This is a genomic window from Streptomyces sp. NPDC000410, assembly GCF_040300305.1.
Taxonomy (GTDB): domain Bacteria; phylum Actinomycetota; class Actinomycetes; order Streptomycetales; family Streptomycetaceae; genus Streptomyces.
In genome coordinates, this window is sequence record NZ_JBEPDM010000016.1 from 31,375 (window position 1) to 51,622 (window position 20,248).

At 70.4% G+C, this 20,248-nt stretch carries 18 protein-coding genes; 11 read left to right on the plus strand and 7 right to left on the minus strand.

Features of this window, described 5'->3' with window-relative positions:
* Nucleotides 1–14 precede the first annotated feature (14 nt).
* The gene (locus tag ABT342_RS18380; protein WP_351574361.1) at nt 15–470 is read right to left on the minus strand and encodes a DUF3574 domain-containing protein; all 456 of its coding nucleotides are present in this window, start codon (nt 468–470) and stop codon (nt 15–17) included.
* Between the two features lie 270 nt (nt 471–740).
* Here ABT342_RS18380 and ABT342_RS18385 point away from each other — a divergent pair, with 270 nt between their 5' ends.
* Nucleotides 741–1,334 (plus strand): hypothetical protein, encoded by a 594-nt coding sequence (locus ABT342_RS18385; RefSeq protein ID WP_351574364.1) that lies wholly within the window; start codon nt 741–743, stop codon nt 1,332–1,334.
* 53 nt (nt 1,335–1,387) lie between these two features.
* Here the strand turns inward: ABT342_RS18385 and ABT342_RS18390 are convergent, their stop codons facing one another.
* Entirely contained in the window at nt 1,388–1,846 is a 459-nt protein-coding gene (locus ABT342_RS18390) for a transglycosylase SLT domain-containing protein (RefSeq protein ID WP_351574367.1), read from the minus strand.
* A 615-nt stretch (nt 1,847–2,461) separates the two neighbouring features.
* Entirely contained in the window at nt 2,462–4,027 is a 1,566-nt protein-coding gene (locus ABT342_RS18395) for a glutamate synthase subunit beta (RefSeq protein ID WP_351574370.1), read from the minus strand.
* 145 nt (nt 4,028–4,172) lie between these two features.
* Between ABT342_RS18395 and ABT342_RS18400 the strand changes: the two genes are divergently transcribed.
* Entirely contained in the window at nt 4,173–4,613 is a 441-nt protein-coding gene (locus ABT342_RS18400) for a GNAT family N-acetyltransferase (RefSeq protein WP_351574371.1), read from the plus strand.
* A 43-nt stretch (nt 4,614–4,656) separates the two neighbouring features.
* Here ABT342_RS18400 and ABT342_RS18405 read toward each other — a convergent pair whose 3' ends face one another.
* On the minus strand, nt 4,657–5,178 hold the full coding sequence (locus ABT342_RS18405) for a YceI family protein (RefSeq protein ID WP_351574374.1): 522 nt from the start codon (nt 5,176–5,178) through the stop codon (nt 4,657–4,659).
* Between the two features lie 290 nt (nt 5,179–5,468).
* Here ABT342_RS18405 and ABT342_RS18410 point away from each other — a divergent pair, with 290 nt between their 5' ends.
* From ABT342_RS18410 to ABT342_RS18430, 5 genes are all read left to right on the plus strand, one after another.
* Nucleotides 5,469–7,190 carry a thiamine pyrophosphate-binding protein gene (locus tag ABT342_RS18410; protein ID WP_351574377.1) on the plus strand — a complete coding sequence of 574 codons (1,722 nt, stop codon included), beginning with the start codon at nt 5,469–5,471 and terminating at the stop codon, nt 7,188–7,190.
* Between the two features lie 2 nt (nt 7,191–7,192).
* Nucleotides 7,193–8,725, plus strand: a complete 1,533-nt coding sequence (locus tag ABT342_RS18415; protein ID WP_351574380.1) for an asparagine synthase-related protein — start codon at nt 7,193–7,195, stop codon at nt 8,723–8,725.
* Nucleotides 8,726–8,839: 114 nt separating this feature from the next.
* Nucleotides 8,840–9,781, plus strand: coding sequence for an agmatinase (gene speB / locus ABT342_RS18420; RefSeq protein WP_351574381.1), 942 nt, complete (start codon nt 8,840–8,842; stop codon nt 9,779–9,781).
* Nucleotides 9,782–9,797: 16 nt separating this feature from the next.
* The gene (cs1, locus tag ABT342_RS18425) at nt 9,798–10,778 is read left to right on the plus strand and encodes a clavaminate synthase Cs1 (RefSeq protein WP_351574383.1); all 981 of its coding nucleotides are present in this window, start codon (nt 9,798–9,800) and stop codon (nt 10,776–10,778) included.
* A gap of 144 nt (nt 10,779–10,922) precedes the next feature.
* Entirely contained in the window at nt 10,923–12,590 is a 1,668-nt protein-coding gene (locus tag ABT342_RS18430) for an ABC transporter substrate-binding protein (RefSeq protein WP_351574385.1), read from the plus strand.
* On the opposite strand, the gene ABT342_RS18435 is transcribed toward ABT342_RS18430, so the two are convergent.
* Together ABT342_RS18435 and ABT342_RS18440 are read right to left on the minus strand one after the other, a co-directional pair.
* Nucleotides 12,566–13,945: a LysR family transcriptional regulator gene (locus tag ABT342_RS18435; protein WP_502965568.1), complete on the minus strand. Its 1,380-nt coding sequence runs from the start codon at nt 13,943–13,945 to the stop codon at nt 12,566–12,568. The genes ABT342_RS18430 and ABT342_RS18435 overlap by 25 nt on opposite strands.
* 359 nt (nt 13,946–14,304) lie before the next feature.
* Complete coding sequence (locus ABT342_RS18440) at nt 14,305–15,048, minus strand: SDR family NAD(P)-dependent oxidoreductase (protein WP_351574389.1); 744 nt, start codon at nt 15,046–15,048, stop codon at nt 14,305–14,307.
* A gap of 269 nt (nt 15,049–15,317) precedes the next feature.
* Here ABT342_RS18440 and ABT342_RS18445 point away from each other — a divergent pair, with 269 nt between their 5' ends.
* From ABT342_RS18445 to ABT342_RS18460, 4 genes are read left to right on the plus strand one after another with little or no spacing between them, the layout of a single operon-like run.
* Entirely contained in the window at nt 15,318–16,547 is a 1,230-nt protein-coding gene (locus ABT342_RS18445; RefSeq protein ID WP_351574392.1) for a cytochrome P450, read from the plus strand.
* A gap of 21 nt (nt 16,548–16,568) precedes the next feature.
* Nucleotides 16,569–16,826: a ferredoxin gene (locus ABT342_RS18450; protein ID WP_351574394.1), complete on the plus strand. Its 258-nt coding sequence runs from the start codon at nt 16,569–16,571 to the stop codon at nt 16,824–16,826.
* Nucleotides 16,807–18,147, plus strand: coding sequence for a serine hydrolase (locus ABT342_RS18455; RefSeq protein ID WP_351574396.1), 1,341 nt, complete (start codon nt 16,807–16,809; stop codon nt 18,145–18,147). Before ABT342_RS18450 ends, ABT342_RS18455 begins: the two co-directional genes overlap by 20 nt.
* Nucleotides 18,144–19,184 (plus strand): EamA family transporter, encoded by a 1,041-nt coding sequence (locus tag ABT342_RS18460; RefSeq protein ID WP_351574399.1) that lies wholly within the window; start codon nt 18,144–18,146, stop codon nt 19,182–19,184. The genes ABT342_RS18455 and ABT342_RS18460 overlap by 4 nt, the downstream gene beginning before the upstream one ends.
* Here the strand turns inward: ABT342_RS18460 and ABT342_RS18465 are convergent.
* Nucleotides 19,136–20,221, minus strand: a complete 1,086-nt coding sequence (locus ABT342_RS18465) for a GNAT family N-acetyltransferase (protein WP_351574402.1) — start codon at nt 20,219–20,221, stop codon at nt 19,136–19,138. The genes ABT342_RS18460 and ABT342_RS18465 overlap by 49 nt on opposite strands.
* Between the last annotated feature and the right edge of the window lie 27 nt (nt 20,222–20,248).

The window sequence follows — 20,248 nt, forward strand, 5'->3', positions numbered from 1 at the left end:
TGCGTCGGCGAAGGTCAGAAGTCCGCCTGCACTGTCTCGTCGAGGCGGGCGACGGACTCCTGGGCGTACAACTTCTCGTACTTCGTGCGGATCCGCTCGATGCTCCGGTCCTTGGCACCGCTCTCGGCGGCCGGATAGAGCAGGATCAGCTCGAACGACCGCTCCCGCTCGATGGTCCCGGTGGCGTCGCGCCACTGTCCCTGGCCGTCCTGGACGGTGAGTCCGTCCGGGAAGGCGGGGGTCACATGCCGGTCGATGAAGGCGCTGAACTGGCGGTCGGTCACGGTCGGCCCGCCGTCGGGCCGTTCGGTTCCGAAGAAGAGCCGCGTCTGCACGTACTCCTGGCCCCGTGCCGCCACCACGGCCCGGTCCTCGTCCAGCGCGGCGTAGGCGGCCGGCGCCCCGACAGCGAGTGAGGCGACGGCGGCCGCCGCGACGGCGACGCGGGTCCGTGAGAATGAGATCGGCACGGCGGGCTCCTTCTGACGAGGTGACAGTCCTGTCGGCACCGTCCCAGACCGCACCCCGCCGGGTGTGCAAATGGCGTCATTACGCCACGAGTCCGCCCGAATCGCGTCACCGGCCCGCCGAGGGTGCCGGTGTCGGGACACGCCGACGGCGGCGCCACGACGGTCGGCTTCCTACCGAGGACGGGATGCCTGCTGATGGCCTGCCGTCAGTGGGCGCTGGCACAGTAGGCGGCGTGTTCGAGAAGGAGTTGAAGATGAAGGGCGAGATCCATGGGTGACTACTTCGAGCGGATCGTCGACGTCGAAGTGACTGCCGAAGAGGCCGGGCCGCTCGCGGAGCGCATGGTCGAGTGGATGGTTTCGGAGGGCCTGCTCACCCGCGAGATGTCCGGCGACGGGATGTACAGCAGGAAAGTGGAGGAGGGCTATGTCCCCGGCCCCAACTGGCAGCGGACCGCGCATGACTGGGGCTCGGACTGGATCCCGGGCCCGGTGGCCGTCATCGTCGGGCGGGAGTCCCACATAGGGGGCCAGGGCGAGATCGAGCCGGAGTCCGCCACCTGCCCGCGCTGCGAAACGAAGACGGTGATCATCGATTACCCGGAGGAGTTCGAGGCCGACGACGAGGTCTGGCAGCCGTTCCAGGGCGGCATCGACGCATGGAAGGAGGCGGGCGAGGGGAGCGCGGCCTGCTCCACCTGCGGCGAGGCGGTTCCGGTCACCGAGTGGCAATGGTCGTCCGGCTTCGACCTCGGAGCGCTGGCCTTCGAGTTCTGGGGGTGGCCGCCGCTCGATGTCGATTTCCTCGCCGAGTTCGGCAGGCAGCTGGGGCACCGTACCGAGGAGCAGTCGGGCAAGTTCTGAACCGGATGGCCGGGGGGTTCAGGGGGCGGGAGTCATGCCGCGCCGGGGCATGATCAGTAGGCAGAGTTCACGTTGTCGATCGACCCGTAGCGCTTGGCCGCGTAATTGCATGCCGCCGCGATATTTGCAATTGGGTCATATATGTCCCATGAAGTGCCATCAACGTGGTATGTCCGAAATGTGGGGTCAATGACCTGCATGAGGCCCTTGGAGGGAATGCCCTTCTTTGCGTTTGAATCCCAGAGGTTTATCGCGAACGGGTCGCCACTCGACTCGCGCATGAGATTCCGGCGGATTCCTTCGTGGCTGCCGGGAATTCCCTTGGCCTTCATCACCAGCAGGGCGTGCTTGATCCAACCGTCAACCCGCTGTGTGCTTGCGGGAGTTGCGGACGCAGGAGTGGGGAGAACCGCAGCGCTCGCTCCGGTCAGAACCGCGGCCGAGGCGACACCGCCGACGAGGTATTTGGAGATCTTGGACGTTACTCGTCCCGAGAGGTGAGAAAGACGCACGGCGCTGCCCTTTCAAGTGAATCTGCGGTGGGGATTCAGTGTGAGGCGGTAAATCGGGGAATAGGGGATTTCCGCCGGGCCTAAGCATCCGAGGGGACGGGTGTCGGCGGCAAGTCTCAATTCTGTGATTGCCACCACAAGCGGTTTGAAATGGGAGGAATTACATGACTGTGATTCCAGCGGTCGAAGCGGACATCGGTGATCGTCACGCCCGGATCGGCCCGCGTCGCCGTCGCCGTCGGGCTGTGACTGCCCGGCCTCGTTTCGCGTGCCTGGCCGCATCGGCATGTGCATGCCGTGAGGCTGTCTTCTCGCGACTGTTCACCGGCCCGTCCGGACATTGATTCCGGTTCGAGTGACGGAACTTTCGGTTTGTCAGGAGCCGTGCCACAGTGCCGAGATGCGCAGGATCCCGCTGCTCCGTCCTGCCCGCTGTTTGCCGTGACGGTGAACGAGGCAAAAACAACCGGCATTCACCGCGGCCGAGGCCTTCGGCAACCCTGTCGGAAACGTGCTGGGTGGTTTCCTCGGCGCAATGCTCTACGACTGCGTGGCGGCGGCATGGCCGGCCACCCCTGAGCCCGACCGGTTCCACTTCGCCCCTGGGGTGCGGCGTCAGGTGGTCAGGGGCCGGTCCGTCGGTGTGATCGTGGCCGGGAGCACGGTGGAGCCGGTCAGGTAGCGGTCAGTGGCCGCCGCCGCGGCACGTCCCTCCGCGATGGCCCACACCACCAGGGACTGGCCGCGCCCCGCGTCGCCCGCGATGAACACCCCGTCCGCCCCGTTGCGGCGGTCTGTGCGCTCGGCCTGCTGCTCCGTACGGTCCGATCGCACCGGTCCCGGAGCTCCCGCCGAGTGCGCCGAGCCCGCTGATCTCGCCGCGAAGTTCGCGTCTCGCGCGAAGTTGCCCCGCTCGTCCAGGACGAGCCCCAGCTGCTCCATCAGGCCCGTACCCCGCTCGGGACCGGAGAACCCGAGGGCGATCAGCACCAGCTCCGCCGGGATCACCTGCTCGGTGTCCGGCAGGGGCATCCTGGCCGTGGGCTCCACCTCGGTCAGACGCAGCGCGCGTACGCGGCCCGCCCGGTCCCCGTCGAAGCGGAGCGTTGCCGACGAGAACATCCTCGGATCCGTGCCCTCCCGCCCGCGCGCCTCCTCATGGGCGTGTGAGATCCGGTAGACCTTCGGGTACGTGGGCCAGGGCTGGCTGTCCGGCCGTGCGCCGCCGGGCTCCGGGTTGATGTCCAGCTGCACCACACGCACCGCGCCCTGGCGCAGGACGGTCCCCAGACAGTCCGAGCCGGTGTCCCCGCCACCCACGATCACCACGTGCTTTCCCTCGGCGGTGACGGGGGACGCGTCGAAATCGCCTTCCCTGACCCGGTTGGCCAGGGTCAGGTAGTCCATGGCCTGGTGGATGCCGTCCAGCTCGCGGCCCGGGACGGGCAGCTCCCGCCGCGCCGTGGCTCCGACGGCGACGACCAGCGCGTCGTAACGCATCCTCAGTTCGGCGGCGTCGAGTTCGCCGCCGACGTCCACATCCGTGCGGAACTTGGTGCCCTCCGCCATCATCTGCTCGATGCGGCGGTCCAAGTGCCGCTTCTCCATCTTGAACTCGGGAATGCCGTAGCGCAGCAGGCCCCCGATGCGGTCGGCGCGCTCGTAGACGGCAACGGTGTGACCGATACGCGTGAGCTGTTGGGCGGCCGCCAGTCCCGCCGGTCCGGAACCGATGACGGCGACGGTCTTCCCACTCAGCCGCTGGGGCGGCTGCGGTGGCGCGTATCCGCGCTCCCAGATCTGGTCGGCGATGGCCTGCTCGACGTTCTTGATCGTCACCGGATCGGCGTTGATGGACAGCACGCAGGCGTCCTCGCACGGCGCCGGGCACAGCCGCCCGGTGAACTCGGGGAAGTTGTTGGTCGCCTGCAGCCGCTCGGCGGCGGCCCTCCAGTCGCCGTGTGTCGCGTACGCGTTCCACTCCGGGATGAGGTTCCCCAGCGGGCAGCCGCTGTGGCAGAAGGGGATGCCGCAGTCCATGCAGCGCCCCGCCTGCTCGGAGACGAGCGGAAGCAGCGCCTGCCCCGCGTACACCTCGTTCCAGTCACCCAGTCGCTCCTCGACGGGGCGCGCCGGAACCGGCCGGCGGGGGGTCTTGAGGAAGCCATGGGGGTCGGTCATGTGCCGTCTCCGTCGCTCACACACGGTGCATTACGGCGTTCTGACCAGCGTACGCCCGGTTTGTGGCACTTTCATATAGAGACGGGAGCGTGCCCGGGAGCGAATGCGGTTGACGCCCCGCCGGGCGCGCGGGTTTCCTGTGGCGGTGACTGATCTTCGTATCGAACAGCCGGAAAGCGATGCCGCGCTCAAGGACTGGCAGCACGTCCACAACGTGATCATCCCCACCGCCACCCTGTCTCTCAACGAGGTGCGTGAGCGAGCCCAGCGCTATCACTTGGAGGTCGCGTACCTCGGTGACGTTCTCGTGGGCTGTACGACGGTCCGTCCGCCCACGAGCGACACCTCCACGGCCACGGTGATCGCCCGGGTGCTCTCCTCCCACCGAGGGCAGGGGATCGGAGGAGAGCTCTACGGGCGCGGGATCGACCACGCGCGAACGCTGGGCGCGACGACGATCGAAACGATCGTCCTGGCTTCCAACGTGGACGGACTGCGCTTCGCGCACAAGCACGGGTTCGTCGAGTTCGAGCGGTACCTGCTGCCGGGGGACAGCGTTCCCTGGATCACCTTGCGACTGGCCTGACCGGACCCTCTGAGAGGGATTCGTGCCGGCCGGAGGCAGCGGTTCAGAGATTCGCGACGACTTCCAGGGTGACCTTGAGGCGGCGCCCCGTCATGCCCTTGGTCTTGGTGACGCCGAAGGCGTACCTGTCGATCGTGGCGGTTCCGCGCGCCGTGAGCCGCTTCTCGTCGTGGGCGACGGCACCGAGCGTGACGGCCACCGGCTGAGTCACCCCGCACGCGGTCAGCTCCCCGTACAAGGTGGCATGTGCGTCGCCGGATCGTTCCAGGCGTCGGCTCCGGAAGGCCATCTCGGGATGGCGGGCCACGTCCAGGTAGTCGGCGGACTTGACGTGGTCGTCACGCTTCTTGATGCCGGAATCGAAGCTGGCCGCGTCGATGGAGACGTCCACCGACGACTCTTCCGCGACCTCGGCGACAGTGATCCGGCCCTGCTCGATCGTGACGGTGCCGTGGACCGGCAGGAGCCCGAAGACGGTGCGCATGGAGAAGCTGACCGTCGATGCCGTCGGGTCGATCTCGTACGTACCTGCTGCCGGTAAGGACTCGTTCCCCGGTATCGCCATGAGCGCGTAGCCTCCCTGTGCTGAAGATCCATCGAGATCGATCAGCCTCTCGCATCTTCCCCAGGGACACCACCCCCTCTCACCGGCCGGCGGACGGACGGGCTCCGGACTCCCGGAGAAGGGCGTGGCCTGCGATGCGTGCGTAACAGGGGGCAAACGGAGCCTTCTGGTCCAGCGCTCTCCGGGTTCTCTCCGCGCGCTCCCCGATATTCCAGGGAGAGGGAGAGAAGAGGACACCTGGTCAGGGTTGGCGAGAACTGTCCACCGCTGACCGAGTCTGGAGACCATCCATGTCCCGTGTATCGACCGGCCCCAGCAACAAGCCGACCGCCGCGCACGCCCTGCTGACGCGACTGCGCGACCATGGCGTGGAAAAGGTGTTCGGGGTAGTCGGCCGCGAGGCCGCGTCGATCCTCTTCGACGAGGTCGAGGGGGTCGACTTCGTCCTCACCCGGCACGAATTCACCGCCGGTGTCGCCGCCGACGTACTCGCGCGCATCACCGGCCGCCCCCAGGCGTGCTGGGCCACCCTGGGCCCCGGCATGACCAACCTCTCCACCGGCATCGCCACCTCCATCCTGGACCGTTCCCCGGTCATCGCGATGGCGGCCCAGTCGGAGTCCCACGACATCTTCCCCAACGACACCCACCAGTGCCTGGACTCCGTCTCGATCATCGCGCCGATGGCGAAGTACGCGGTGGAACTGCAGCGCCCGCAGGAGGTCACCGACCTCGTCGACTCCGCCGTGACCGCGGCCATGACCGAGCCCGTCGGCCCCTCGTTCATCTCCCTCCCGGTCGACCTGCTCGGCTCCTCCGAGGGCATCGACCTCTCCGTGGAGCAGCCGCCGGCGAACACCCCGGCCAAGCCCATCGGCGCCGTCGCGGACGGCTGGCAGAAGGCCGCCGACGAGGCAGTCGAGCTCCTGAAGGGCGCGAAGCACCCGGTGCTGGTCGTCGGAGCCGCCGCGATCCGCTCCGGCGCGGTCCCCGCCATCCGCGCCCTCGCCGAGCGGCTCAACATCCCGGTCATCACCACGTACATCGCCAAGGGCGTCCTGCCGCACGGACACGAGCTCAACTACGGCGCCGTCACCGGCTACATGGACGGCATCCTCGACTTCCCGGCCCTGAACACGCTGTTCGCGCCCGTCGACCTCATCCTCACCGTCGGCTACGACTACGCCGAGGACCTGCGGCCCTCCATGTGGCAGAAGGGCGCCGAGAAGAAGACCGTCCGCGTCTCGCCCACGGCGAACCCGATCCCGCGCGTCTACCGGCCGACCGTCGACGTCGTCACCGACGTCCTTGCGTTCGTCGAGCACCTCGACACGGCGACCGCCTCGCTCAAGGCCAAGGAGCGGCACGACATCGAGCCGCTGCGCGCCCGCGTCGCGGAGTTCCTCGCGGACCCGACGGTCCACGAGGACGGCATGCGGGTCCACCAGGTCATGGACTCGATGAACACGGTCATGGAGGAGGTCGCCGAGGCCGGCGAGGGCACGATCGTCTCCGACATCGGCTTCTTCCGGCACTACGGTGTCCTGTTCGCCCGCGCCGACCAGCCGTTCGGCTTCCTCACCTCGGCCGGCTGCTCCAGCTTCGGCTACGGCATCCCCGCCGCCATCGGCGCCCAGATGGCACGCCCGGACCAGCCCACCTTCCTCATCGCCGGCGACGGCGGCTTCCACTCCAACAGCGCGGACCTGGAGACCATCGCCCGCCTCAACCTGCCGATCGTGACGGTGGTCGTGAACAACGACACCAACGGTCTGATCGAGCTCTACCAGAACCTCGGCCACCACCGCAGCCACGACCCGGCGGTGAAGTTCACCGGCGTCGACTTCGTCGCCCTCGCCGAGGCCAACGGCGTGGAGGCGACCAAGGCGACCGACCGCCAGGAGCTCCTGGCCGCGCTGCGCAAGGGCGCCGAGCTGGGCCGTCCCTTCCTGATCGAGGTCCCCATCAGCTACGACTTCCAGCCGGGCGGGTTCGGAGCGCTGAGCATCTGATCATGGCCTCCCAGGACCTTCCTGCGGCCTTCGGTTTCCTCGCCTCCGCTCGTCCGAGCGGGGGCGGGATCCCCCAAGCCGCGTTCGCAACCCGGGGCACCCACACCGGCGTCGGCCTGGGTCTGCGCTCGCAGACCCTCAACGCGACCCTGGTGCACGCCCCCGGGACCCCACCCGACTCGGCCCAGGCCCGCGACGCGGACACCGCCGTGCTGATCGCCGGTGAGATCTACAACCGTGACGACCTGTACTCCGTACTGGGCCCGAAGACCGAGCAGGCCGGCGACGCACAGCTGCTCCTGGACCTGCTGCACTGCTACGGCCTCCACGCCTTCCGCCTCGTCAACGGCCGGTTCGCGGCCGTCGTCAGCACCGGCCGACAGGTCCTGCTGGCCACGGACCACGCCGGATCGGTCCCGCTGTACGTATGCGCCGGCCCCGGCGAGGTCACGGCGTCGACCGAGGCGAAGACCCTCACGGGGCACGGCGGTCCCCGGGGCTTCCCCTTCGCGGACGCCCGCCGCGTCCGCGGCCTGCCGGGCGTCTACCAGGTGCCGGCGGGCGCGGTGATGGAGATCGACCTCGACACCGGTACGGCCGGGACCCATCGCACCTGGACCCCGCCCCTGGCACGCCGGATCATGGACGAGAACGAAGCCGTGGACGCCGTGCGGGCCGCCCTCGACCGGGCCGTGGGCGCGCGCATCACCCCGGGCAGCACACCTCTGGTGGTGCTCTCCGGCGGCATCGACTCCTCAGGGGTCGCCGCGCTCGCGCACCGCTCGGCGGGAACCATCGACTCACTCTCGATGGGCACGGACGTGTCCGACGAGTTCGTCCAGGCCCGCGCGGTCGCCGGCCATCTCGGCTCGCGGCACCGGGAGATCACCGTCCCCACCGCCGACCTGCTGCGGCAACTCCCTTACGCGGTATGGGCCTCGGAGTCCGAGGACCCGCAGATCATCGAGTACCTGCTGCCGCTCGTCGCCCTCTACCGCGCGCTCGACGGCCCGGCGCGCCGGGTCCTGACCGGGTACGGCGCCGACATCCCGCTCGCGGGCATGCACCGCGAGGACCGGCTGCCGAACCTGGACACGGCCGTGGCGTACGACATGGCGACGTACGACGGTCTCAACGAGATGTCGCCCGTGCTGTCCGCCGTGAGCGGCCACTGGTCCACCCATCCCTACTGGGACCGCGACGTGCTCGACCTGCTCGTCTCGCTGGAGGCGGGCCTCAAGCGCCGCTACGGACGGGACAAGTGGGTCCTGCGCGCCGCGATGGCCGGGCTGCTGCCCGACGAGACCGTCAGACGGCCCAAGCTCGGCGTCCACGAAGGGTCGGGCACCACCTCCTCCTTCTCGCTGCTGCTCCTGGAGCAGGGGGTCGCGGAGCAGGCCGTCGACGCGGCCAAACGGCAGGTCGTGCGGGAGCTGTTCGACCGCACCGTGGTGGCCGGCGAGGATCCCGGCGAGGTGAGCACCGCCGACGTGGTGCGGTCCGTGGCCGACCGGCTGGAACGGGGTGCGGCATGAGACCGTACGCCCGCCCGGCCGCCCCGAGCCCGTACGCCCGCCCGGTGGCCCTCAGCCCGTACGCCTGCCCCGTGCCCCTGGCCGCTGTCGAGACCCCGGAGGGGAACTGAGACCGTGGAACGCATCGACTCTCATGTCTCACCCCGCTACGCCCAGATCCCCACGTTCATGCGCCTGCCGCTCGACCGGGATCCACGGGGGTACGACGTCGTCGTCATCGGCGCCCCCTACGACGGCGGCACGAGCTACCGGCCCGGAGCCCGGTTCGGTCCGCGCGCCATCCGCAGCGAGTCCGGTCTCATCCACGGAGTCGGCATCGACCGGGGCCCCGGCACCTTCGACCTCATCAACTGCGTCGACGGCGGCGACATCGATCTGACACCGTTCGACATGAACATCGCGATCGAGACGGCGCAGCTGCATCTGGCGCACCTGCTGAAGGGCAACGCCGCCTTCATGATGCTCGGCGGCGACCACTCGCTGACCGTGGCCGCGCTGCGCGCCGTGGCCGAGCAGCACGGCCCCGTCGCCGTGGTCCACCTGGACGCCCACTCGGACACCAATCCGGCCTTCTACGGCGGCCAGTACCACCACGGCACCCCCTTCCGGCACGGCATCGACGAGAAGCTCATCGACCCGGCCGCGATGGTGCAGATCGGCATCCGCGGCCACAACCCGAAGCCGGACTCGCTCGACTACGCCCGCGGGCACGGCGTCCGCGTCGTCACCGCGGACGAGTTCGGCGAACTGGGGGTCGCCGGCACCGCCGACCTCATCCGGGAACGGGTCGGCCGCCGGCCCGTCTACGTGTCGGTCGACATCGACGTCGTCGACCCCGCGTTCGCCCCCGGGACGGGCACCCCCGCACCGGGCGGGCTCAGTTCGCGTGAAGTCCTCGGACTGCTGCGCTGCGTCGGTGACATCAAGCCGGTCGGCTTCGACGTGATGGAGGTCTCGCCCCTCTACGACCACGCCGGGATCACGTCCGTCCTGGCGACCGAGATCGGTGCGGAGCTGCTGTACCAGTACGCCCGCGCTCATCGCTTACAGACGTAAAGGAGACATCGCACCCATGGCTTCTCCGATCATCGACTGCACCCCGCACCAGGATCAGCTGCGCGGCCTCGTGGCCGAACTCCCCGACGTGCCACGCGCGGACCTGCACGGCTTCCTGGACAAGGCGAAGGAACTGTCCGCGAAGCTGCCGGCGGAACTGGCCTCGGCACTGGACACGTTCAACGCGGAGGGCAACACCGACGGCTACCTGCTCCTTCGCGGGCTACCGCTGGAGTCGGACGACGAGCTGCCCACCACGCCCACGGCCACCCCGGCACCGCTGGACCGCCGGCTGCTGGCCATGGAGGCGATGCTCGCCATGACCGGCCGCAGGCTCGGACTCCACACCGGGTACGCGGAGCTGCGCTCCGGCACCGTCTACCACGACGTGTATCCGTCGCCGGGGGCCCACTACCTCTCGTCCGAGACCTCCGAGACGCTGCTGGAGTTCCACACCGAGATGGCGTACCACGTCCTCCAGCCGAACTACGTCATGCTCGCCTGCTCCCGCGCCGACCACGAGCACCGGGCCGAGACACTCGTCGGCTCGGTGCGCAAGGCGCTCACGCTCCTCGACGACGAGACGAAGAGCAGACTCTTCGACCGCAAGGTGCCCTGCTGCGTCGACGTGGCCTTCCGCGGCGGCGTCGACGACCCGGGCGCCATCGCCAACGTGAAGCCGCTGTACGGGAACGAGAACGACCCGTACCTCGGCTACGACCGCGAGCTCCTCGCACCCGTGGAGCCCGCGGACAAGGAGGCCGTCGCCGCCCTGTCCAAGGCCCTGGACGATGTGACGGAGGCCGTGAAGCTCACCCCCGGCGATGTGCTGATCATCGACAACTTCCGCACCACGCACGCCCGTACGCCGTTCAGCCCGCGCTGGGACGGCAAGGACCGCTGGCTGCACCGGGTGTACATACGCACCGACCGGAACGGCCAGTTGTCGGGTGGCGAGCGGGCGGGAGACGTGATCACGTTCACGCCGCGCCCGTAGGCGTACGGTACGGCCGGGGGTGGGATCACCCCCGGCTATACCGTCCGGCCGTCGGCTATGCGCGCCCCGCCCGATTCCCCCTCGACCCCTCCCGCCACCCACAAGATGGGTGGGGAGAGCATCCGCGAGGAGGGCTGCAGGGACATGGAGAGCACTCGGTCGACGAGTACGGGAACCGGCTTCGATGCGGGGTCGCGGGGGGTGGTCGAGCCGACCACCGCCCTGGGCGGCACCCTTCGGCTCGTTCGTACGGACGACTTCGACTCGCTGGACCCCGGGAACACGTACTACGCCTACACATGGAACTTCCTGCGGCTCATCGGGCGCACCCTCGTCACCTTCGACACCGCGCCGGGCAAGGCGGGACAGCGGCTGGTGCCCGACCTGGCGGAGTCGCTGGGCGAGTCGTCCGACGGCGGGCGGACCTGGACGTACCGGCTGCGCCCCGGGCTCCGGTACGAGGACGGCAGCCCGGTCACGGCCGGGGACATCAAGTACGCCATCGCCAGGAGCAATTACGGCACCGACGTCCTGGGCGCGGGACCCACCTACTTCCGGCACCTGCTGGGCACCGACTACGGCGGCCCGTGGCGGGAACCCGGCACCGAAGGGCCCCTCACGCTGGAGACCCCTGACGAGCGCACCCTCGTCTTCCGGCTCGAGGAGCCGTTCGCCGGGTTCGATCTGCTGGCGACCATGCCCAGCACGACGCCGGTGCCGCGCCGTCTCGACACCGGCGCGGACTACCGGCTGCGGCCGGTCGCGACCGGGCCGTACCGGATCGTCTCGTACACCCGGGGTGAACTGGCCGTGCTGGAACGCAATCCGCACTGGGACCCGGCGACGGACCCGGTGCGCAGGCAGCGCGCCGAGCGCATCGAGGTGCACCTCGGCAAGGACCCGCACGAGGTCGACCGCATGCTGCTGGCCGGAGAGGCGCACATCGACCTCGCCGGATTCGGTGTGCAGCCCTCGACTCAGGAGCGGATCCTGGCCGACCCCTCGCTGCGGGCCAACGCCGACAACCCGCTGACCGGGTTCACCTGGATCTACTGCCTGTCGAGCAGGATCGCCCCGTTCGACAACATCCACTGCCGGCGCGCCGTCCAGTTCGCCACGGACAAGGCCGCCATGCAGGCGGCGTACGGCGGTTCGGTCGGCGGGGACATCGCCACCACCATCCTGCCCCCGACCATCGACGGCTACGAGGCCTTCGACCGCTACCCGGTCGGCGACGAGGGGACCGGGGACCTGGAAGCGGCCCGTGCCGAGCTCGCCGCCGCCGGGATGCCGGACGGCTTCCGTACGAAGATCGCCGCCCGCAAGGACCGGCTCAAGGAGTACCGGGCCGCCGAGGCGCTGGCCGCGGGCCTCGCCCGGGTCGGGATCGAGGCCGAGGTCCTGGACTTCCCGTCGGGCGACTACTTCGACATCTACGGCGGATGCCCGGCGTATCTGCGCGAGCACGGCATCGGGATCATCATGTTCGGCTGGGGCGCCGACTTCCCGGACGGATACGGGTTCCTCCAGCAGATCGTCGACGGGCGGGCGATCAAGGAGCGCGGCAACCAGAACATGGGCGAACTCGACGATCCGGAGATCAACGAGCTGCTCGACCGCGGCGCCACGTCCGGCGACCCGGCCGAGCGCGCGGAGATCTGGCACCGGATCGACCGGCTGACCATGGAACAAGCCGTGATCGTGCCGTACCTGTACCCGCGCTCGCTGCTCTACCGGCACCCCGACGCCCGGAACATCTACGTCACCGGCTCGTTCGGCATGTACGACTACGTGGCGCTCGGCGCGAGCTGAGCCGCCCGGTGCGCCCCGTCCTGCCGGTACGCCCCGTCCCGCCGGGGCGACGCCGGCAGGGCGATGCCGCGGCAGGCCACCGCCACATCATGGAACTCGGCCTCGAACCGGGCGAGTTGGTGCAGGAACCGCCGGGTGGGACTGGTCAGGTCCGTACCGCGGGCGCTGCGCAGCAACAGCCGGGCCCCGAGGCCGAGTTCCAGCCGGTGGATGCGGCGGGTCAGCGCGGACTGGCTGATGGAGAGCACGGTGGCCGCCCGGTTGATGCTGCCGTGCTTCGCCACCGCCCGCAGGACGTCCAGGTCCTCGATGTCGAACTTCTTGGGCGCGGCGGCCGGGACGGCCGCGAGGGTCACCGTGCTCGCGGTGCTCGTGGCGGCCGGGGCGGTCCCGGCCGGCACCGGCCGCGCGTCCGGTGCGCCCGCGTCCCGCACGGAGCGTACGGCGTGGGCCGTCCCGCCGGACTGTTCCCGGTACCAGCGCGCCCACCAGGATTCGCGCAGGAGCCCCTGGTGGTGCTCGGCGAAGCGCTTCAGATAGCGGTCGGCGAGCAGCGCGGCGAGCCGCTCGGCCAGCGCGCGCGGTACGACCGTGGGGTCGACGAGCAGGAACGTGGACCGGCGCGGGCGCTCCACGACGGACCGGTGGACCACGGAAGGCGCGAGCACGGCCGGATGCGTGGGGGAGCCGAGCCCGATGGCGTCGCCGCGACGCAGCATCCCCCGGGCGACCGAGGCGTCGGTGACCTCCAGCGCGGCGGGGGCGGGCAGACCGGCCGCCTGGAAGACGCGGGCGACCAGGACCTCCGAGTCGGGGCCGACCTCGGACACCCAGTTCTCGCCGCGCAGATCGGCGAGCGCGACCACGTCCCGGTCCGCCAGACGGTGGTCGACCGGCAACGTGACCCACAGCGGATCGTCGAGCACGCCGTACGTGCGGACGGTCCGCTCGAGCGCGCCTCGCGGGGCGTCGGCGCTCCAGGTGTGTGCCGCGTCGACGTGATAGCCGGCCAGACGGCGCATGACCTGCTGAGGGGTGTCGTTGTGGACCGACAGCAGGATGTCCAGCGTGGCCGCGGCCTCCTCGACCACGTCCTCGAGGAGCGGTTCGGCGGAGGCGATGGTCAGCAATCCGGGCGCGTCGACGGCCTCGGAGCCGCGCCCGAAGATGTTCGTCTGGACGGCGAGGTCGACCTGGCGGAAGAACCGGCGTCCGGCGACGAGCATCCGCGAGCCCGCCGCGGTGAGCCGCGCGGTGTGACGGCTGCGCAGGGTCAGGGGGAGGCCGACGGTCCTGTCCAGCCTGTCGAGCTGGCGCTCGACGGCGCCGTGCCGCGATCCGGTGCGCCGGGCCACTTCCGTGAGATCCCCGCACTGCCCGACCGCGTCCAGCAACGAGAGATCAGGACGGGTGAAAGGAAAAGGTATTTCTGACCCAGAAGACAATGTCGGTTTCCCTTTTGGTCAAGGACTGTGCCGCTTGATTGTCCGCAATGGCTCAATGAATTCGCTGCGGCGATCTTAGGCAGGTCCTCTCTTCGGGCTCTCCTCGCGCAGGGGAACGAGAGCGTCCGAAGACCGTCCGGACAGCCGGGTGCGCCGCTCCCGAGGGGAACGGCGCACCGGGTTCCTGGAGGTCAGACGGGTTCCTGGAGGTCAGGCGGGGTGGTGAGGTATCAGGCGAGGCGGTGAGGTGCCGGGCGGGGTGGTGAGGGTCAGGCCTGGTCGGTCGGGCGGATGAAGATCTCGTTGACCGTCATGTGGGGAGGCGCCGTCACGGCGTAGCGCACCGCTTCGGCGATGTCGCCGGCCTGCAACTGCCGGATCTTGCTGACCCGTTCCTCGATGGCGGCCTTCGACGGGGCGTGGGTGATGTGCTCGCGCAGTTCGGTGGCGACCGTACCCGGCTCGATGACCACCACCCGCACACCGCGTTCCGTGACCTCCTGGCGCAGCGCCTCGCTGAAGCCGTTCACGGCGAACTTGCTGGCGTTGTAGCCGGCGGCGCCGCGGCCCGCCACCCGCGCGGCGATCGAGGAGATCTGCACGACCGCGCCCTGGCTCTTCAACAGGTGCGGCAGCGCCGCGTGGGTCATGTACATCAGGCCCAGGACATTGGTGTTGATCATCCGGGTCCAGTCCGTGGTGTCGGCACCCTCGACGGGACCCAGCAGCATCAGCCCGGCATTGTTCACCAGGACGTCCAGCCGCCCCAGGGCCGCGACGGTCGAGCGCACGGCGGCATGGACCGCCTGCTCGTCGGTGACATCGAGTTCAAGGACGTGGACGGTGGTCCCGGAGGCTTCCAGTTCCTCCCTGAGGGCGTGCAGCCGGTCGACCCGGCGGGCCGCGACGGCCACGGCGGCACCCTCGGCGGCCAGCACCCGTGCCGTGGCCTCGCCGATACCCGAGCTCGCACCCGTGACGAGCGCGACTTTCCCCTGCAGTGCTGAAGTCATCATTCTCCCGGTGGGCGAAGGACGGGGCGCGTGAATGTCCTGGAAATGGCGTGCGTCGCCGCCCGGAAAAGCAGGGTCGGCGCGGTGGATGCCGCGACGCTATCAGGTGCGCCATTGCCGGTGAATGCCTGTCGGCGCCTCAGGTTATGACTGTCTCGGGCCGGTTATGCACGCCCGGCCGCAGGCGAGGACTCGTCCGCGCGGGCACGGCAGATTGGGACGGCGACAGCACGTCGGCAGTGCCCCTGTGCAGCGATAGGCGGTGGATGATGCAGAACGACGCAGCGCTCCGGGACGAGAAGGCGGCGCCACCGTCGTATCCGATGCCACGCGTCTCTCCCGTGGACCCGCCCCCGCAGCTCGCGACGCTGCGGGCCGGACGGTCCGCGAGCCGGGTGACGCTGTGGGACGGCAGCGAGGTGTGGCTGGTGACCTCGCACGCCGGCGTCCGGGCCGTGCTGGGCGACCGCCGGTTCACCGCGGTCACGAGCGCCCCCGGCTTTCCGATGCTCACCCGCACCTCGCAACTGGTCCGCGCGCAGCCCCACACGGCCTCGTTCATCCGCATGGACGATCCGGACCACTCCCGGCTGCGGTCGATGCTCACCCGCGACTTCCTGTCACGCAAGGCGGAGGAAATGCGCCCCGTGCTCCGGCAGTTGCTGGACGAGATGCTGGCCGCTCTGGTGGCCGGTGAACGGCCCGTCGATCTCGTCGCCGGTCTGACCACACCCGTTCCTTCACGCGTCATCACCCTGCTGTTCGGGGTGTCCGAGGACCGCCGGGACTTCATCGAGTCCCGCAGCGCGATCCTCATCGACCGCGGCTACACACCCGACCAAGTGGCCGCCGCACGCGACGAGTTGGACGGCTTCCTGCGCGAACTCGTCGAGTCACGGGTCGCGGACCCCGGCACCGATCTCGTGAGCCGCCTGGTGATCGACGAAGTACGGCCCGGCCGGCTGAGCGTCGAGGAACTGGTCCCGATGTGCCGACTGCTGCTGGTGGCCGGACACGGCACGACCACGAGCCAGGCCAGCCTCAGCCTGCTCAGCCTGGCCACCGATCCCGGCCTGGCCGACGCCCTGACCAAGGACGAGAGCCTGCTGCCCGCGGCGGTCGAGGAGCTCCTGCGCTTCCACTCCATCGTGCAGAACGGCCTGGCCCGCGCCGCCACCCAGGACGTACAGCTCGGCGACGTACTGATCAGGGCCGGTGAGGGCGTTGTCCTGTCGCTCTCGGCGGGCAACCGCGACGAGCAGGTCTTCCCGTCCCCCGACACCCTCGACCCGCACCGCGACGCCCGCCGCCATCTGGCCTTCGGCCACGGCATCCACCAGTGCCTGGGGCAGTGGCTCGCCAAGGTCGAGATCGAGGAGATGCTGGCCGCCGTGCTGCGCTGGATGCCCGGTGTCCGCCTGGCCGTACCGTTCGAGGAACTCGACTTCCGCCACGAGGTGTCCAGTTACGGGCTCGGCGGCCTCCCGGTCACCTGGTGACCCGGTGCCGTGGTGAGTGACATGAGCGAGGCGAGCGGCGAGAGCCGCCTGACGATCACGGTCGACAAGGACGCGTGCTGCGCCATGGGCCGGTGTGCCGCGACCGAACCGGAACTCTTCGACCAGGACCCCGACACCGGCACCGTGGTCCTGCTCGACCCCACCCCCGCACCCGCCCTGCACGCCTCGGCCCGGCTCTGCGCCGAGCTGTGCCCGTGCGGGGCCATCACGGTCGCCCCGGCGCCGCCGACAAGGAGCGATGATGATCGAAGTCCCTGATTCCGCCCGGACCGCGCGGACCGCCGCCGAGGCGGACCTCGCCGCCGACGACTCCGCGCTGGGTGCCGCGTCCCGCTGGGCGACAGGACTCCTGACGGCGGCCGACGTCGCTTCGGACGAGTCCATGGCCGGGCGCCTCGTCCCCGCCTTCCTCGGCAAGCACCCCAGGGGATTCTCGGCGACGCTGGAGGAGTGGCGCACGAAGGGCCCCTTCACGGTCGAGGCCTACCGTCCGGTCGCCCACAAGAGCTGGGTGGACCTCGCCGGGCCGACCGGTGAGCGCTACACCCTCGCGGTGACCATCGACTCCACCGGCCTCGTCCGGGTCGTCCACCTCCAGCCCGAGATCGTGATCCCCGAAGTACGCAGCTGGGCCGAGCTGGAGGACAGGCTGCGGATACCGGGGGTGGACTACTCGGTGCTCGCCGCCCGCCTGGAGCCGGGACGGACCGTCATCCTGCACGAGACGGCAGCCGACCGGCCGATGCCCACCGGATCGTCGTACAAGCTCTATGTGATGCGGGCCCTCGTCCACGCCATCGAGAGCGGTGAGCTGAGCTGGGACGACGAGGTGACCGTACGGCCCGAACTGCGCAGCCTGCCCACCGGCGACATGCAGGAACTGCCCGACGGCACCCGCGTGACGGTGCGCGAGACGGCCTACAAGATGATCGCGATGAGCGACAACACGGCCGCCGACCTGATCGCGGACCGGCTGGGCCGGGAGGCCGTTGAGCGGGCCGTGGCGGTCTCCGGACACCACGACCCCTCGCTGCTGCGGCCGTTCCTGACCAGCCGTGAGGTCTTCGAGCTCGGCTGGGGGCCGGCCGAGCTGCGCAAGGCGTGGACCGAACGGGACGAGGCGGGCCGCCGCGAACTGCTGCGGCAGATCGCACGACCGCTGACGGTGGACATCTCCGACCTGGGCGAGACGGTGCACCACCTGGGCCTCGACTGGCACATGAGCGCCTACGACGTACTGGAGGTGCTGCGGGCACTCGCCGAGGACAGCGCACGGGACGCCTCCGGCATCGTCGAGGGCATCCTGGCGGCGTATCCCGGCGTCCCCATCGACCACGAGCGGTGGCCCCGGGCCCTGTTCAAGGGCGGATCGTGCCCCGGCGTCATGATGTTCTGCTGGCTGCTGGAGGACCGGGCCGGCGTACCGCACGTCCTGGTGCTGCAACAGGCCGCCGCCGAACAGAAGCTGATCGGCGACGGACAGCTGCTGCGCGGCTTCGGCGCGCGGGTCATCGAATCGGACCTTCTGGACGGCCCGGAGGCCCGGCGGGCCGAAACGGACCCGGAACCCGCACCGTGAGCACCCGGGACCGGCTCCTGGCCGTCCTGGTCGCCGTGGTGTGGGGGCTGAACTTCCTCGCCGTCCGCGTCGGGCTCGACCACTTCCCGCCGTTCTTCCTCTCCGCGCTGCGCTTCCTCGTCCTGGCCGTGCCCGTGGTCCTCTTCGTGCCGCGCCCGCAGGTGCCGGTGCGCTGGCTGCTCGGGTACGGCATGGGCTTCGGAGCGGTCCAGTTCGGTCTGCTGTTCCTCGCGATCGACACCGGGATGCCCTCGGGACAGGCCTCGGTGGTCGTCCAGGCGTCGGCGCCGTTCACCGTACTGCTCGGCGCGCTGCTGCTGAGGGAGAAGATCTCGCGGCGGCAGCTGGGCGGGATCGCCGTGGCCGTGCTCGGCATGACCGCGATCGCCGTGGACCGGGCCCGCACCGCCGCGCTGCTTCCGCTGCTGCTGACCCTGCTGGCGGCGCTCGGCTGGGCCCTGGGCAACCTCGCCAGCCGGAAGGCCCGGCCCGACCATCCGCTGCGCTTCGCGCTGTGGATGGCGGTGGTCCCGCCGGTGCCGCTGCTGGCGCTGTCGGCCGTCATGGAGGGCCCCGCGACGGGATGGCGCGCGCTGGCGGGGTCGTTCGACGCCGAGGGCTGGCCCGGCCTGGTGGCCCTCGTGTACATCGCGCTGGCGGGGTCCGTGGTGGGCTCGGGGATCTGGACCGCGCTGCTGAAACGGTACGAGGCGGGAACCGTGGCCCCGTTCTCCATGCTGGTGCCGGTCGTCGGCGTCGCGGCGGCCTGGGTGGCTCTGGGGGAGGAACTCACCGTGTGGTCGCTGACGGGCGGTGCGGCGGTGATCCTCGGGGTGCTGGCCGGGACCGGGTGGACTCCACGGCTGTCCGCCCTGCCCTTCCCACCCTTCAAGGGCGCCGGCCGACGGCCGGCAGGTCACGCCGATTCGGTGCGTGACCTGCCGAATCCGAGGCCGGAGGCGGGAGCGGAGCCGCGGCGCGGGCCGGATCAGTCGGCAGAGCCCACGACACCGGTCCAGGACACCCAGCGCTCGTAGGGCACGTACCCCATCGACGCGTTGACGGCGATCATCGCGTCGTTGTCCTCGGCGTTGGCCGTCTCGATCAGCCGCACGGCGGGCTCGTGGCGCAGCACGTACTCCAGATTGGCCAGTTTGAGGAGCATCCCCAGCCGGTGGCCGCGGTGCGCCCGGTGCACCACGGTCATGCCCTGCAGCGCGAACTCGGGGTTGCCGGTGGTCTTCGAGACGCTGGTGTAGCCGGCCAGCGCGCCGCTCGCGTCGTGGACGACACCGGTGTGGTACGCCCGCCGGCCCCGCCCGACGCGCATGGTCTCGAACTCCCGGGCGTAGCTGGTCCTGATCTGCTGCTGCTCGGTGTCGTCGGTGTCGTCGGTGTCGTCGGTGTCGCTGGTGTTGGCGGTGTCGCCGGAGTCCTCGGCGCCCGCGTCACTCGCGTCGCCGAGCGACTGTTCGAGGACCGACACCCGCACCGCGTACTCGTCGGGCGTGATGGTGCCCCATGTGACGAGGGAGTAGCCCGCCGGCACCTCGGGGACCCCGTCGGCCAGCGGATCGTGCCTGTCCAGGTCGAGCCACTGGTGCACGCCGTCCGGGACCGCCGAGCGGTGCGCGCCCATGGCCGCGGCGAAGGCCGCCGGTCCCGCGTCGCGCGCCGGACCGCCGGGGAGCGCCTCCACCACGGTCGCGGCGAGCGCGGACCGGCCGTGCCCCGCGGCCAGTTCGAGCGCCCGGCCGTACAGCGCGCGCCCGATGCCCCGGCGGCGCAGCTCCGGGTGGACCAGGAGCTGGTCCACCCGTGCCACCTCGGCGCCGTCCGGCAGCGCGAGCCGCAGTGCGCCCACGACCCGTCCGTCCTGGCGTACGACCCAGTCCTCCAGCTTGGTGGCGGGCGGCGGGAAGCGTAGTGAGCCGGTCATGTCGGCGGGGCAGGGAGGCGCGGCCCCGGGGACGTCACCGGCCGAATCGGCCAGCAGCCGCAGCCACTGGCCGACCGTGTCCTCGTCGTCCGCGGCCAGCGGGCCGAAGCGCAGGTCGTGCGTGCTGTTGTTCACGGGGTCATCTCCCGGTCGGTGCGGTCG